The sequence below is a fragment of the Cerasicoccus sp. TK19100 genome (assembly GCF_027257155.1).
GTDB lineage: Bacteria > Verrucomicrobiota > Verrucomicrobiia > Opitutales > Cerasicoccaceae > Cerasicoccus > Cerasicoccus fimbriatus.
In genome coordinates, this window is sequence record NZ_JAPWDU010000002.1 from 442,246 (window position 1) to 457,677 (window position 15,432).

Annotated in this window: 9 protein-coding genes; 5 read left to right on the forward strand and 4 right to left on the reverse strand. The window is 58.8% G+C overall.

Features of this window, described 5'->3' with window-relative positions; genetic code table 11:
* The first annotated feature begins 30 nt into the window (after nt 1–30).
* Nucleotides 31–1,395, forward strand: coding sequence for a tRNA (N(6)-L-threonylcarbamoyladenosine(37)-C(2))-methylthiotransferase MtaB (gene mtaB, locus O3S85_RS05365; RefSeq protein ID WP_269538764.1), 1,365 nt, complete (start codon nt 31–33; stop codon nt 1,393–1,395).
* Here the strand turns inward: mtaB and O3S85_RS05370 are convergent.
* Nucleotides 1,392–2,279 (reverse strand): MYG1 family protein, encoded by an 888-nt coding sequence (locus O3S85_RS05370; protein ID WP_269538765.1) that lies wholly within the window; start codon nt 2,277–2,279, stop codon nt 1,392–1,394. The two genes, mtaB and O3S85_RS05370, sit on opposite strands and share 4 nt — an antisense overlap.
* A gap of 769 nt (nt 2,280–3,048) precedes the next feature.
* On the opposite strand from O3S85_RS05370, the gene O3S85_RS05375 reads away from it, so the two are divergent.
* The 4 genes from O3S85_RS05375 to O3S85_RS05390 all read left to right on the forward strand — a co-directional run bounded on the left by O3S85_RS05375 (nt 3,049) and on the right by O3S85_RS05390 (nt 11,207).
* Nucleotides 3,049–3,495: a hypothetical protein gene (locus tag O3S85_RS05375; RefSeq protein ID WP_269538767.1), complete on the forward strand. Its 447-nt coding sequence runs from the start codon at nt 3,049–3,051 to the stop codon at nt 3,493–3,495.
* A 638-nt stretch (nt 3,496–4,133) separates the two neighbouring features.
* Nucleotides 4,134–8,345 carry a DUF6531 domain-containing protein gene (locus O3S85_RS05380; protein ID WP_269538768.1) on the forward strand — a complete coding sequence of 1,404 codons (4,212 nt, stop codon included), beginning with the start codon at nt 4,134–4,136 and terminating at the stop codon, nt 8,343–8,345.
* A 74-nt stretch (nt 8,346–8,419) separates the two neighbouring features.
* Nucleotides 8,420–10,477 carry an RHS repeat domain-containing protein gene (locus O3S85_RS05385; RefSeq protein WP_484487961.1) on the forward strand — a complete coding sequence of 686 codons (2,058 nt, stop codon included), beginning with the start codon at nt 8,420–8,422 and terminating at the stop codon, nt 10,475–10,477.
* A 1-nt stretch (nt 10,478) separates the two neighbouring features.
* Nucleotides 10,479–11,207 (forward strand): fibronectin type III domain-containing protein, encoded by a 729-nt coding sequence (locus tag O3S85_RS05390; protein ID WP_269538771.1) that lies wholly within the window; start codon nt 10,479–10,481, stop codon nt 11,205–11,207.
* Between the two features lie 254 nt (nt 11,208–11,461).
* On the opposite strand, the gene O3S85_RS05395 is transcribed toward O3S85_RS05390, so the two are convergent.
* The 3 genes from O3S85_RS05395 to lysS all read right to left on the reverse strand — a co-directional run bounded on the left by O3S85_RS05395 (nt 11,462) and on the right by lysS (nt 15,404).
* Entirely contained in the window at nt 11,462–12,097 is a 636-nt protein-coding gene (locus tag O3S85_RS05395; protein WP_269538773.1) for a DUF1801 domain-containing protein, read from the reverse strand.
* A gap of 58 nt (nt 12,098–12,155) precedes the next feature.
* Complete coding sequence (locus O3S85_RS05400; protein WP_269538774.1) at nt 12,156–13,628, reverse strand: right-handed parallel beta-helix repeat-containing protein; 1,473 nt, start codon at nt 13,626–13,628, stop codon at nt 12,156–12,158.
* 114 nt (nt 13,629–13,742) lie between these two features.
* A complete protein-coding gene (gene lysS / locus O3S85_RS05405) occupies nt 13,743–15,404 on the reverse strand; it encodes a lysine--tRNA ligase (protein WP_269538775.1) in 1,662 nt (553 codons plus the stop codon).
* Nucleotides 15,405–15,432 lie beyond the last annotated feature (28 nt).

Sequence of the window (15,432 nt, forward strand, 5' to 3'; positions counted from 1 at the left end):
GCGGCGCGGGCGTTTGTCTAAACGATTAGCATGAGCCAGGCACTCGACAGCACATCCGCTCCAACCATTTCGCGCACCCGCGTGCGGCGACGCGCGGCGCTGCATACACTTGGCTGTCGGCTCAACCAAAGCGAAACGATGATCCTACGCGAAAAGCTCATTGCGCAGGGCTTTGACATCGTGGACTTTGGGGACGAAGCCGATTTGGCGATCATCAACACCTGCACCGTTACCCGGCTCGCGGATTCCAAGTGCCGCCAGGCGATCCGCGGCTTCATCCGGCGCAACCCCGAGGCCTACACCGCCGTCGTGGGCTGCTATTCACAGATGGGGGCCAAGGAGATTGCCGGCATCGAGGGCGTGGACCTCATCCTCGGCAACCACGACAAAATGAACGTGCTGGAATACATCGGTGAGGCCGAGAAGAACCTGGCGCCGGTGATCGTCCGTGAACGCATCGACCGCGACGACTTCACCATGCACTTTGCGGGCGAGACGCCCTTCGAGTGGCGCGCGAATTTAAAAATCCAGGACGGCTGCGACTTCATGTGCAGCTTTTGCATCATCCCGTTTGCACGGGGTCGCGCGCGCAGTCGCGAGTTTGGCGACCTCATGGCCGAGGCCCGCCATCAGGTGGAGCGCGGGGTAAAGGAGCTCGTGCTAACGGGAGTCAACATCGGCACCTACCAGCACAGCGACCGCTCAGTGCTGGAAGTCGTCGACGCATTATCCAATTTGCCCGGTCTGGAGCGCGTGCGCATTAGCAGCATCGAGCCGACCACGATTCCCGTCGAGCTGTTCGACCGCATGAACGACCCGGCGCACGCGCTAATGCCCTACCTGCACATTCCTTTGCAAAGCGGCTCGGACAAGGTGCTCACCGAGATGCGCCGCCGCTACGACATCGCCGAGTGGGAGGCCTTCGTCAATGATGCCGCCGCGCGTGTGCCCGGCATTTGCATCGGCACGGACATTATGGTCGGTTTCCCTGGCGAGACGGAAAACGACTTTGCCGAAAGCTGCCGCGTGCTGACGGAGAACCCCCTCGCCTACGGCCACGTCTTCACCTACTCCGAGCGCGGCAACACCCCCGCTGCCCGCCGCGACGACCATGTGCCGATGGAGGAACGCCATCGCCGCAGCGCCCGACTGCGCCGTCTGTCCTCCGAGCGTCGCTACGCCTTTTACGAAAGCAACCTCGGCCGCGAAACCGAGGTGCTCTTCGAAGACCCGCGCGAAAACACCGCCAGCGGTCTCACGGATAACTACGTGCGCGTCGTCCTCAGCGGCGATGGCCTCAGCGGCAAAACCGCCGCCGAGCTCCGTAACGAATTTGCCCGCGTCCGCCTGGAGCGCGTGACTGCGGACTTCGTCGAGGGCAAGTTGATTGGCTAAATTTCGGCCGCCTCCAACGGGCCGACCCATGCCTTGCCCAGCAGCTCTTTCAAGCGCTCGGCGGATGTGGCAGAGGTCTTGGCAATGAAGCCGCGGGCGTGCGTGAAGTGCACGTCGGCTTCCTCCGAAACACGGGTAAACTCCATCGTCGCACTGTCGTTGAAGCGCCGCAGGCCATGGCCTTCGCTGCGGTTGTCCGGGTAGGCAATGGCAACGACGGAATCGTCCTTGCCCAGAGCCTTCAGGTGGAAGCCAACGCCAGATGCCGAATCGCCCAAAGGCGCGTTGCGCTCCAGGATGGCAAACACCTCAAACTGCGCACCGTCGGCCTCGATGGTCCACAGCTCACCATGCTTAGCGAGAAACTCCAACTGCTGCGCCATGCCACGCACATAGCCGGCCCATTCCGTTCCCATCGCGCGCATGACTTCCCATAGCGGCTCACCGGGACGGTGCTCACGCTGGGCTGCAAAGAGACGCAAAATCGTCGGATCGATGGGCGAATCCAGTCGGCGCATTTGCTCCGGGGTCACACCGATCCACTCGCCAGTTTCCTTCGGGCCGAGACAGTCGAAGCGCTCCGTCGACTCCAGCCAGTCGCAGAATTGCTTGGCGTGCTCATAGAGGCCGAGCCGCATCAGCACCAGCGACAGCGCACAAGTCGGCGTGGCGTCACGGGGAAACTGATGGTGGTCGAAGTTGCTCAGCTCCGGCTCATGACGATGCCCGATGTCCACCACGGCAATGCGCGGATCGGCCAGCTCGTCCTCCGTCGGGTCGCGGCGCTCAATCGGCGCGGCGCACTCGCTGATCAAAAGGCAGCAGGCCAAAAACTCGTCGCGGTGCGAACCACCGCCGTGGGTAATAATCTTGTCTAAATCCATGTCCCGCCGACAAGGGCGCACAATGCGCGCGGGGTCAAGCTTTGCCGCAACTGCCTCCCCGACCGATGCCGCCGCCGATGGCCCGGATTACCACCCTCGCACCTCACCGCGCCAACTACTTTTTCCTTTAATCTTTTCCCTTTTTCCTTCGCCAAAAGCGAAGAACTTTGCCATACTTTCGGTATGAAAAGTCGGCACAGGAGAACCCTCCCCAGCTCCTTAAGTATCGCCGACTGCGCGACCAAGCGTCGCCGACTGTAGCTCGGAGTGTCGCCGACACTTCCCCGGAGCGTCGCCGACGCTTCAAGCGAAACCAGGTGCTGTGTTGGTCACAAACAAGCTGGTATGTTGGTCGAACACACGGGCGTCTTTTGGTCTCAACCAAGCCGTGCTTTGCTCCAAATCCCGGGCCGCGCTGGACTCCTCCATTCCTCGGCAAGCGATTGACGTAGAAGCGGCATCCTGCCGCTTTCCCCAGACTAACTGGAACTAAAGCGGCTGGCCTGCCCTGAGCTAGTCGAAGGGAAGCCGCTTCAACTTTTGAGGCACGCATCGCCCTGCCCTGGGCATGCCAAATCTGGCTTTTCCAGCCGTCATGTTTGACTGAAACAGATGTAAAGTACTTTACCCGCCGAGCAAAGCCCCCTATTTTGCGTTCCATGCTCCATCCCGCACCAAACTTAACTTTTGCTTCATCCACTCCTGACGTAGTTTCCGTTTGGCGGGTTTCTTTGTTAAACGACGTTTTCGTCACATAAAAAGTACTGTTATGGAAGAGAGAGTTAAACCCTTTGGGCTGTGGCGCTACGGCAAAGAGTTCCTCGATGCCGGAGAGGAAATCAAGGATCCCCGCAAGCCCGAGAATCCACTCGACCACTATGCACCAACCCCTGCATTCTACCTCGTTTCACACTCGATTGAACTGTTCTTGAAGTCATACCTCAGAGGAAAGAAAAAGAATCTGAAGGAACTAAGAAATGTAGGACACAATCTAGTCGAAGCGCTAACCCTATGCGAAGAACTGGGCTTGAATGAGCTCATCGAAGTAAATGAAGAAACCAAAGCTGAAATAGAACTATTAAACCAAACCTATGCGTCCAAGGACTTCGAATACTTCAAACAAGGATACTATGAACTTCCATACTATGAGAGGGTGTGCTTCTTCGCAGAAAATCTTAGAGACGCCACAAAGGACTTTGTACTATCAACGACTTAAACCATAACCAGACGCTTCTGGACAACGTCGCTAACGCGCCGCGCCAGAGCTTTACGTTAGAGCAAAATGAGAATTGGTGAAGAAGATTGCTATTTACTGTTGGAGCGTAGGTCCGAAACTGATCCCCATACGTCCTTTGTCATTGAAGGACGATGGGAAAGCAACGGAACGGTATTGTTTGGGAGAAATGACTCTGTTTTCTTTGAAACTTCTGACAATTGCTTTCGGGCATTTAGATCTTTTGCGGAATTACGGGAAGAGAGTTTACTGATGAAACTGACCGAGGGTGGAAATCTCGAGTTAATACGAGATCATCACGGGCACCTTGATTTAAGGTATCGTATTGCCTACAGGAGATCAGGAGCCCATTACTATGTCACCGGCGAAGTCCATTTGGATGGTGAATCTAGGGAAGAGTTTCTCAGGAAATTTAGCATTCTGATATTCCAAAGAAGTCTAACCAGTCGGGATATGTGACGAAAAATGCGGGCGCATTTTCGCCACATACCCTCCACGTTCTAACCCTCCTCCTTCCAGCCTACCCGGATAGCATGCGCAGGCCGCCAGTAGCATCGATTATTCATTTTATTAAATTCAGATTGGAATACAGGGACTAAATACTGTATCTAGTCTCGGTAATGCTACGGACGCTGCTATTGCTTCCCTGCGTCCTTGGCGCCCAATCGGTAAATATCCTTTACGATGCGGGGTTGACTCATCCCGATCCGACCAACCAAGGCTGGGGCGGCAGCGAAGTCTCCACACCGGGCGCGGATATTAGTCCGGTCGACGGGCTCATTGATGCGCCGGCCAACGTCGGCCCGATCAATGACGCGCAAGGCGCTTCCTGGCAGATTTATGACCAACTGGCGTCGAGCAGCCTGGATTCGCCCGCGTATCCGATCAGCTTCGAGGCGGAGCAGTTCAAGGCGCTGTATATCCACGGCTGGGAATACGAGTTTACGGTCAAGGCGGTGCAGGAAACGGACTTTTCCGGCTTCACCGGCTGGGGGCTGACCAGCGCCAATGATCCCGGCTGGGGCTTTACCGGCGCCTCGGCGCGCGTCGGGTTTTTCTTTGGCGTAAACGGCAACGGCAGTTTCTGGGTCAGCATCAATTCCGGGACCAAGCACTTCCTGGGCTCGGGCAACGACTTCCACACGATCCGCGCGATTGGCGCGCCCGAGTCGACAGAGTTTGAGTGGTTCATCGACGACGTGAGCCAAGGCCTCGGTAATTTGGAAAGCACGGGCGCCTACGAGGGCATCATTTTCCAGGCGGGCTCCTCCCCGCGCATTGGCGGCGCGGCGAACTGGAAAAAGGTCTCCCTGCAAAGCCTGGATGAGCCGGCCACTGCGCCCGGCGGCCCGATCACGGGCACAGTCCTCTTTGGCGGCGATGAAAATTTCTTTCCCGAAAACGGCGTCAATGGCCTGCTTTCGCTCTCGGCGGCGACCAGCGAAGGCGTGGTGATCAAGGAAGCGCTCAGCGACTCTGGCTACTACTGGCTGGATATAGTTGGCTTGGACGACGTCAGCGCTGGCGCGATGGTGGCCAGCGTTGCGCAAAACGGCCGTTACCAGACGGTGCCCAGCGGCAGTGATTTCGCGACGAATTCCGTCGTGCCGGTCGATGTGCCCAATCAATACGCCATCGTCACCAGCCGCTCCAGCGAATTCGAAAATTATGATATCAACGCCGCCTTCGGCTGGTTTCCCTACACAGACTTCCTGGCGGGCGTCGCCAGCGGCGATGGCGTTAACCCGCCCATCACGAAGCTGACCGCCTCTACGGGCATTACGCTGGGTGACGAAGTCATTCCGGCGGGCGTCGGCGTGACGACCGTTGACCTGACCGATCTCGGCGCCAGCTCCACCGATGGCCTCCTGCTCGTATCAGCGGCGGAAAGCGACGACAACGTCGCCCTCGTCACTGCCCAAGCGGACGGGACCTTTACGGTGAATGTGCGCCAGAATAATTCGTCCAGCCTGGAGCAAGGCGCGTTCTCGTTCGTCTACCTGCCCTTTGCCGACGCCGGTCAAGCCGACCAACCGCTGGTCGCGCTGGGCCGCGTGCGCAGCGATGGCGCGGTCGCCGATTTTGGGGGCGATTTCATCGTCACCAAACAAAGCAAAGGCCGTTGGTCATTGGCGGTTACCGGACAGACGAACGACACCGGCACGCTACTGGTGTCGCCTGTCGGCGGCGGGCCCAATAACGCGGACAACATTGTGACCTACGAGTGGAATGAATCCGCAGGCGTCTGGTTCATCGAATGCCGCGACGGCGACTTTCCGATTGTCGGCCTCGACGATGGCGCCACTGCGGACGAGATCATGTTCAACTTCGCTTTCGTCTCCAAGGAGTCGGCCTCCCCCATCGTGCAGCCGCCCAAGCTCGACCTGCTCGCGGCGCGGGAAACGCGCGCCAACACCGACAGCCTGATTGGCAACGGCATCGACACGGCCAGCGGCGCGCTCATTCGCGGCGTCGAGCTGATCCGGATCGAAGGCGTGCGCCCCATCACTTTTGAGATCGATTACAACTCCCTGCTGACAAGCATCGACGGCCCCGTTGGCCCCAGTTGGAGTCACAATTTCCAAGCCCGCCTTTACGGCACCAACGGCGGCGAGATCACCGTTTTCTGGAACCAGCATCGCTACTCCAGCTTTGAGTATTTGGACACGCCGGAGCACGGGCTCACCTACCGCGGGCTCGATGAAGACGTCCGCTACGCCAGCCTGGTCGCGCGCACGCCCGACAGCGAATACCCGGACTCGTTCTGGATCCTGACCACGCAGGAAGGCGACGCCTATCACTTTGGGGCAGACGGTCGGCTGGTGCTGGTGGCAAATGTCATCGGCCAACCCATCGAGCTTACTTACAATGACGCCGACCAGCTGACCCGGCTGACTGATCCCTACACCGAAGCCTACATCAGCCTCGGCTATAACAGTGACGACCGCATCGCCATCATCGCGGACGAGCTGGGGCGGCAGGTCATCCTGCAATACAACGACGCCGGTAATTTGATCACCGTGCCTGCAGCTGTCATGCTCGAGTCCAAGGTCTGGGGCGATTCGTTTCCCGCGACGCCGATTCCGGACAACAACGCCACCGGCATCAGCGTGCCGATCGAAGTCACCGACGGCGGTTACGTGAGCGGCCTGACCTTCGACGCCCTGGAAATACAGCACAGCGATCCTGACCAATTGGACGTTTACTTGACCACACCCAGCGGCCGGGAAATCACCCTGCCGCTAACGCTGACGCCGCCGGACACGATCAACATGGCCGGACTGTCCTTCACCCAAATGCCCGAAGAAGACCGCATGGGCGACTGGACGCTGCACCTGATTGACAACGAGTCCGGGCTCACGGGCTCACTCCGAGCCTACGAACTTTCCTTCTATAGTTCGCGGCGCGCCGTAACGTATATTTACGACAGCGAGAACCGCATCATCCAGGCCATCGACACGCTCGGCGATCAACTCTTCGCCGCCGAGTATGATGCGCAGGGCCGTATCATTCGGCAGGCCGATGGCCGCCCCGAAACACCGGATGTCACAGTGGCCTACCACGCCATCGCCGTGAGCGACGATATCGAAACGGTTTACACCGACGCCTTGGGCAACGACTGGCGCTTCGTCCACGATGCGGAGCAGCACCTGCTTGCGGTGAGAAATCCACTCGGCGGAACAGGATTCTTCACTTACGACGAAAACGGCAACCGGCTCACCGCGACCGACGCCAACGACCACACGACGACCTTTACCTACACCGACCGCGGCGACATCGCGTCGATGGAGGACCCGCTGGGCCACACGACGACCTTTACCTATGGCGATCAGCACGACCTGCTGACCATCACCGATGCGCTCGACCGCACCACGACGTTTGCCCGCGAGGATGGCCGCCTGACCTCCGTCACCGATGACCTGGATTTCGTCGCCACCAAACAGTATTACAGCAACGGCCAAGTCTCCCGATACTCCAGCGCTGACGGGGCGAGCATTGACTACGGCCTCGACAGCAAGGAGCGCGTGAGCACGGCCACGAACCCGCGCAACGGCGAAATTGGCCTGCCCTACTCCGACCAGCAAACCAGCTACGACCTGGCCGGCCGCCCGATTACGCAGATCGACTTTGGCGGCAACATCACCACCATCGAGTACACGCCGACCGATGAAGTGCGTTCGCAAACCGACCCCGATCTGAACACCTCCCGCAACGACTACGACTACCGCGGGCGCCTGATGCGGAGCATCAACAACCTGAACGCCACCACCACCTACAGCTACGATGGCAACGGCAACATCATCGCCTCTACCAACGCCATCGGCGAAGTCACAACCTTTGGCTACGACCACGACGACCGCCTGACCAGCATCACCAATGCGCGCGGCTCGACGATCACGTATACTTACGATGCGCTGGGCCGCTTAACAAAAACCACGGACCCGCTCGGGCGCACCGACGAAACGGTTTACGACGCGGTGGACAACATCATTGCGCGCTACGATCCCTCGGGCACGCGCATGCTTTACATTGATTACGATGCGCGCGATTTACCCGTGCGTATGGAGGACGCGCTCGGCCACGTGATCACCGCCGAGTACGACGCAGTCATGCGGAAAGTGAGCACGACTGATGAACTCGGCCGCACGACTACGTTTGCCTACGACGCGCTGGACCGCTTGGTCTCGGTGACCGATCCTCAAGGCCGCACGGGAACCAACACCTACTACCGCGACGACATGCTCGACACGGTAACGCACCCGGTTCATCGGCGGAATACATCTTCACGCGCGACAAGGCGAACAACGTCATCTACATCGTCGATCCCCTGAACGGCACAGAGGACTTTGCCTACAACACGCGCAACCTCCTCTCGCAGGAAGACAAGGATTCCGGCCGCGAAGTCATTTATGCTTACGATGACGTCGGGCGACTACTCACCTCGACGCCGGACTCGCCTACGGCGACCGACTTTACCCGCACCTACAGCTACGACGCCGACAACAAGCTGCTCGAAGTGAAGGCCAGGATTGACGCCGTTGACCAGGTGCGCACCAAGCGCACTTACGACGTCCTTGGCCGCGTCGCCACCTACACCAATTACCGTGAGGAAGATGGCGCCACGGTCGGCGAGACGCTCATTTATGCCTACGATCAGGCGGGCAATCTGTCGCGCCTGATTTACCCTGACGGCGCGGATGTGCGCTACGCTTACGACGCCGCCGACCGCCTGATCAAAGTCACCGACTGGGCTGACCGCGAGACCGACATCACCTGGAACAATCAGGACCGCGTCGAGAGCATCGATTTCCCCAACGGCGTCCAGCGCAACATCCGCTACGATGCGGCGGGGAACATCATCTATCGTGAAGACCTGGCCAGCGATGATTCAGTCATCGTGGCCTTTGCCTATAGCTACGACGCCGCCGGGCGCCTGCAATCGGAGCACACTGCGCCGGAACCCACGACCCTCCCTCCGACCACCGCGACCTATAGCTACGATGAGCGCAACCGCCTCGTCAGCTACAATGGCGGCTCGGTGCAATCGGACCCCCAGGGCAATTTGCAGCGCGCCGTCAACGTCCCCTCACTCAACCCCAGCGGGGCGATAGTGCAGTTTAACAATCGTGGACGCTTAACCCAAACGGCCAGCTATGCATTTACCTACAATGAAGAAGACCGGCTCATCGGCTGGCAACCAGTCGGCAGCGCGGAGTCTCAGCAAACGAATTTCTTCGTGAATCCCGAGGCGGGCATGAGCCAGGTCTTGCTGCAGACGGGGCCCAGCCAGTCCAAACGTTACGTCTATGGCCTTGGACTTTTCTACGAGGAAGACGCCAACACCAGCGACATTAAGGTGCTCCATTACGACAGCCGCGGCAGCACGGTGGCGATCAGCGATAACGGCGGGGAACTCGTTGGGCAGATCGCCTACTCGCCCTATGGCGAGATCATCCACCGCAGCGGCGACACGGACACGCTCTTTTTGTATTGCGGCATGTTCGGCGTAATGACGTCGCCCGAGGGCCTCAACTACATGCGCTACCGTTGGTATTCGCCGGAGCTGCGCCGGTTCCTCAGCCAGGACAGCCACTTTGGCTCGATTCGCGATCTGAATACGCTCAATCGTTACGCCTATGCGGGCGGCAACCCGGCAATGATGGTCGATCCGGAAGGCGAGTTTTGGTGGATCGCAGGCGGCGCAGCGGCTGGTGCGGCAGTCGGGCTCACCGTTACCTTCGTGACCGACCTGATCGACGACGGGCAGATCAATACGCCGGGCGAGCAATACGCCTCCGCGGCGATTGGCGGAGCCGTCACTGGCGCGCTCTTATCCACGGGCGCCGGGCTGGGCACGGGGGCGGGATTCGCCTTGGCGGCCTTTGCCGGAGGCGCGGGTGCGGCAGCGGAAAACTTGTCCTACGCCGGGCTGACCGGCACGCAAGTTGACGGCAAGCAGCTTGCCTTTCAAACCATCACAGGAGCAGCGTTGGGCGTCGTTGGCCATGGCGCGGGAAAGGTCGTCAATAAGGCGGGCGCCAAGTTTTACGCCAAGAGTTTTGGCAGCACGAATCGCTTTATCAAGTTCGCGAACTCCCTCGCCCGCCCCGACAAAATCTCCCGTCGCTTAGCGGTGAGCAGCTACAGCAACCTCGTGAAACGCAGTGCGAAGAAAGAAGCCATTCAGGGCGCACTTGCGGTGTTCAAGAAACTGCCGGGCGCAGTGCTCTCGGGCATCCAAAGCCCGGGCGGCCTGTCCAGCCAGCCAATCACCATCATTCAGGATGGCGGGCAGCGCGGCTCCGGCGCGTTCAACATCCGCAGCGAAGCCCTCGGCGCATTGAGCCTGAATCAATCGCGGCAATATGGAGAATACATCCACTACAACTTTTACCTGGAAGCGGTGCAGTTAACCAGCCAACCCGTGCCCGTCAACCCCACCCACACGCTATCCGGATTTTAATATGCGCCTTCGCCTCACAGCTTTGATCGGCATCTGCGGCTTCGCCCAATTCGCGAGCGGCGTGACCCACGTCTATGACGACGCCAACCGCCTGACGCAAACGATTCGCGAAGATGGCGCCGCCACGCTTTTCGTTTACGACGATGCGAACAACCTGCTTGCGGTGACGAACATCAACGTGCCCAGCGCGCCGCAGAATTTCTCCGCGACGCTGGGCAGCACCACGTCCGCCACGCTGGTCTGGGAGGACACGTCGAACAGCGAAACGGGCTACTACGTCGAGCGCCGCAATGCCCGCAATTATGAATGGGCGCTGATCGCGGCGCTTCCCGCCAACTCCACCACCTACACCGACAGCCCCCTCGATCCGAACGAAACCTACGTCTACCGCGTTTACGCTGTGGGCGCCCCGCAAGGCGACACGGCAATCATGTCGGCCTACTCAGTCGAAGCCGCAGCCGCCGGAGCGGCGAGCGAAGTCTTCACGATCCGCTCCTTCCAAAAGATCGGCGACCGGCTGGAGTTAAGCTTCACTGCTGAAGCGGGAACCACCTATTCCTTGCAATCCAGCCTCACGCTCCAAGAGGAGTCCTGGGCTTTGGCGACCTTCTCCCTGACGCCATCTGGCGATTCCAACAGCAGCAACCTCAGCGGCGTCAGCGGCCCGGTGGTCATCTACGTCGACATGCCCGAGGGCAGCCAACAGTTCTACCGCCTGCTGCGGCAGTAGCGCGCATTTCGGCAAATATGCATGCAATTTCCCGATAACGCGCCCCTCAAAACGATTACTATCGTTTTTCCAAAAGGATCCCCATCGTTTTGGAAAAAGCATTAGGATCGTTTTCAACAACACATTACCATCTGTTGCGCCAACACATTAGGATCTGTTGAGGCATCACATCAGGATGTGTTGACCAAACACATGGGAATGTCTCGCTCTAACACATCTGGTTGTGTTGGCCCGAAGCATTGCCAAAGTTTTCGTCAAAGAAACTTGTGCGAGCCGTCGCAGCCGGGCATGCGCTTGGAGAGGCCGCAGGTGCAGTCGTTCATGCCGTAGCCATCCATGATGCGAGGGATCACCTTATGAATGCGTGAGGTCCGCGTGGCGCTTTGCTTGGCCGAGGAAAAGTGCATCAGATAGGCGCGCTGGCGTCCTGGCGTCAGCTTTTCCCACGCCTTCTGAAAGCTGGGGTCGACGTCGAATTCAGCCTGCAACTCCTCGGGGACATCGAGGCTTTGGCTCGCTGGTTTTTCAACGGCTTTGCCTTGTTTTTCATTATCCGCAGCCTCCTGGATGAGCGCCATTAGCACCGACTCTTGCTCATCGATTTCCGCCACACTGGTAAACTTAATCCGACGCGCGGCCAGCGTGTTCTCGCCTGGTTTCTCAAGCACTCCTTCAGGATCACTGAGCAATGCGCCTTTGAAAAAGCCAATCGTGCAGCAATCCTTTAACGTCCCGATGATGGCTACGTTACCACCGTTGATTGAGTAACAGGGCTGCCGCCACTTCAACTCTTCGGAGAGGCCACACGCCAGCAACATACTCCGCAAGCGTTCGAGCTCCGCGCGCCAAGGGGCAGCGTCATGCAGGTAAGCAGCAATGTCGGAATTCATGCTCATACCTCAGTAATTCATTGACCAGTTTGCGAACACGATTCGCCAAAGAATTCAGCTACAGGGAAACTAGCTCAACTGCTTCAACCAGACGTTGGTTGGATGAGATTTGCGGGCTTAGACCCGTAGCCGACGTGACATTTTTTACCTCAATTCGCTCGCAGACTACGTACGGGGACAACTGCTCCGCTGCAGGCAGGGGTTCGCCATTTTCAGGGTCGTCGAGGAAATACATGCCCGTGTAGTCGGCGGGGTGATTGCCATCCTCGACATGCAGACCATCGATCTCGATCTCTCGCGGCATGTAGCACGGATAGCCAAAGTCGTGCGCGCCATCGTTATTCATGCCAAGGAGACTCGGCCAAGTTTCATCGCCACAAGATGGAATCCAACGGCAGTTTCGCACCTTTAGATTTCCTTCCCAGGTGCTCCCATAATCTCCACGCAAATTCACGACGTGCGCCCCGTAAATCGTACAATTTTCCAAGGTGAGCTTGCCACGACCTATCGCGTTCACCCCCATGTAGCCGAAGGTGCAATTCCGCATCGTGTAAACGCCAGAAACGCCCATGTGCGTGTCCATACGCGACAGAAAACAGTCTTCGAGCACGATATTTTTGCAGAAATTCGTCGCAATCACGCCCCAACGTGTGCGGTCACAAATCAGGTTCATCCGGCAGTTGATCACGCTGAAGTTCACGACATTGTTCGCGTGCATATCATAGGAACCAATCGTGACCGGTTTGCCCGCAGGCCCGATTAGGGTGTAGGTCTTGTGAGCACTCGCAAAGCAGTCCCGATAAGTGACATTGGCGCAATGGCTTGCACTAAGAAAGCCCCGGTAAGGTTGGCCAATGCTGGTCTCACCCGCCACATAATGCGTCAATCCGACGACCTCGGTATTCGAGCGCATAACCTCGATCCCGCGCGCCCAATAGGAGAAGCCTTCAATGTCCATGCGGTTGGCATGCGTGGTAAAAACGCCGCCCCGCACCGTCAGTTTCCGCGCATCCATCGGCTGAGCTTTCACCGCAGTGAAAGCATCGTAAGACCAGTCGATATCGCCTTCGATGGACCCGTCACGTCGCAGGATAAAACAGTCCTGTTGCGGGTGACCGTTGGATTGATTCAAACCCCGCCGACGGTAAAGCAGCTGGTTGGCATTCTCGACAAAGACGTAGCAATCGTGCTCGGGCCGGACATCGACCTGGCGCTGATCACGCGACAAACTGCTCAGCTCAAGCGGCTCACTTTGTAACGCAGAGCGGACAACAAACAGATACTTCTGGTGATCCTCCACCTCCGTGTCGTCGATCGTAAAGCGCGATGTGCTCCAGTCGGTATCCGTTTCAATGAACGCCGTTTGCGCACTGGCACCAAGGTGGTAAGTCGCGTCGGGCTTCGACTTGACTGGCAGTCCATGCGCATTCGCGTGTGCATGTGCTTTGACAATGGCCGACAAGTCATCGGTGACGCCATCGCCAACCGCGCCAAAATCTTCGTACGCAACCGGGTCAGTGGGGGAATTCATAACAACGCAGATTATCGTTCACCCCAGTCAGACACCGTCTTCCCCCATGGCCAAGAAAAAAGCGCCCTGCTCTATCCAGAGTCAGGGCGCTAAAGTTTGCCGAATTGCGATGGTCTACTCCGCGCTTACTTTGTTGCGCAGAGTTGGGAACAGGATGGTGTCGCGGATGTTCGAGGCGGACGTCAGCAGGATGACCAAGCGGTCGATGCCGATGCCCATGCCGCCGGCAGGTGGCATGCCGTGCTCGAGGGCCACGAGGAAGTCTTCGTCGAGGTCTTGCGTCTCTTCGCCGACTTGCGCTTCAAACATCTCACGCTGTACGAAGGGGTCGTTCTGCTCGCTGTAAGCCGGGGCGATTTCCTGGCCGTTGATGCAGAGCTCGAACACGTCCAGTGAGCCGTCGCCGGACTCGTTGAGCTTGGCCAAGGGGCAAAGCTCCTTCGGGATGCGGGTGACGAATGTCGGCTGGATCAGCGTGGGCTCGATCAGCTTTTCAAAGACGTCGTTGGTCACTTCGAAATCAGCGGCTTCGGGGTCCACCTGGATGCCCAGCTTGGCGCAGGCGGCCAGCTTTTCCTCGCGACTGCGGCTGAACCAATCAGCATCGCCAGTCGCTTCGATGATGAGGTCATTGTATTGCGCCTCGCGCCACGGGGCGGCGAAGTCGATCACCTCGTCCTTGCCATAAACCGGGATCTGATACGTGCCGAGCACCTTCTCGCACAGGTGCAGGATCAGGCCCTTCACGAGGTCCATCATGCCGCGGTAGTCGGAGTATGCCTGGTAGACCTCGAGCATCGTGAACTCGGGGTTGTGGCGGCGGGAAAGGCCCTCGTTACGGAACACGCGGCTGAGCTCGAACACGCGGTCAACGCCGCCCACGAGCATGCGCTTGAGGTGCAACTCCAGCGCGATGCGCAGGTAGAAATCGCAGTCCAGCGCATTCATGTGCGTGACGAACGGACGCGCGGCGGCACCACCGGCCACGTTGTGCAGGCAAGGCGTTTCCACTTCGGCGAAGTCCTTGTCCCACAGGTAGCGGCGGATTTCCTTAACGATTTCGCTGCGCTGACGGAAGCGCGTGCGGCTCTCCTCGTTGCTGATCAGGTCGAGGTAGCGCTGGCGGTAAATCTGCTCGCTATCGGTCATGCCATGGAACTTCTCCGGCAGCGGACGCATCGACTTGGAGACGATCGCGTAGTCCTTGATGTGGACCGTGATCTCGCCCGTCGAGGTGCGGAAAGTCTGGCCGCGGACGCCGATGATGTCGCCGATGTCCACCATCTTCTTGAAGAAGTCGTTATATTCGCCCTCGGGGAGGTCGTCGCGGGTCACGTAAAGCTGGATAACGCCGTCGCGGTCGAGGATCTTCATGAAGCTCGCCTTGCCCATCACGCGGAAGGTGATGACGCGGCCCGCCATCGAGACCTCGGGGCCCATCGGCACTTCCGGCTTCGCGGGGACTTCGGGCAGTTCAAACGGATCGTCCTGCGAAATCTCGCCGGCCTGGATCTTGGCGCGGCGCTCCATCTTGGCAGCGTTCTGTTTCTCGGCAGCAGCCTCGTAAACCTCGAGCTCGGCTTTCACCGTTGGGTTTGCGTCAAAGAAAGCGGCTTCTTCGGCTTCAAATTGCGCGAAGGCCTGCTTGCTGGTGTGCGTCTGTTCCCAATTGGCGCGAAAAGGATCGCGGCCGGCTGCGCGCAGCTTGTCGAGCTTTTCGCGGCGCACGGCGAAAAGGTCATGGGAATTGTCTTGATCGGGCTGTTTCTGGCTCATGAGAAGCGGGAAACGCTGATGCCGAGCC

What these genes read in the sequence shown, in the direction of transcription:
- mtaB (WP_269538764.1), top strand. Translation starts at nt 31, where the DNA reads ATGAGCCAGGCACTCGACAGCACATCCGCTCCAACCATTTCGCGCACC.
- O3S85_RS05370 (WP_269538765.1), bottom strand. Translation starts at nt 2,279, where the DNA reads ATGGATTTAGACAAGATTATTACCCACGGCGGTGGTTCGCACCGCGAC.
- O3S85_RS05375 (WP_269538767.1), top strand. Translation starts at nt 3,049, where the DNA reads ATGGAAGAGAGAGTTAAACCCTTTGGGCTGTGGCGCTACGGCAAAGAG.
- O3S85_RS05380 (WP_269538768.1), top strand. Translation starts at nt 4,134, where the DNA reads ATGCTACGGACGCTGCTATTGCTTCCCTGCGTCCTTGGCGCCCAATCG.
- O3S85_RS05390 (WP_269538771.1), top strand. Translation starts at nt 10,479, where the DNA reads ATGCGCCTTCGCCTCACAGCTTTGATCGGCATCTGCGGCTTCGCCCAA.
- O3S85_RS05395 (WP_269538773.1), bottom strand. Translation starts at nt 12,097, where the DNA reads ATGAATTCCGACATTGCTGCTTACCTGCATGACGCTGCCCCTTGGCGC.
- O3S85_RS05400 (WP_269538774.1), bottom strand. Translation starts at nt 13,628, where the DNA reads ATGAATTCCCCCACTGACCCGGTTGCGTACGAAGATTTTGGCGCGGTT.
- lysS (WP_269538775.1), bottom strand. Translation starts at nt 15,404, where the DNA reads ATGAGCCAGAAACAGCCCGATCAAGACAATTCCCATGACCTTTTCGCC.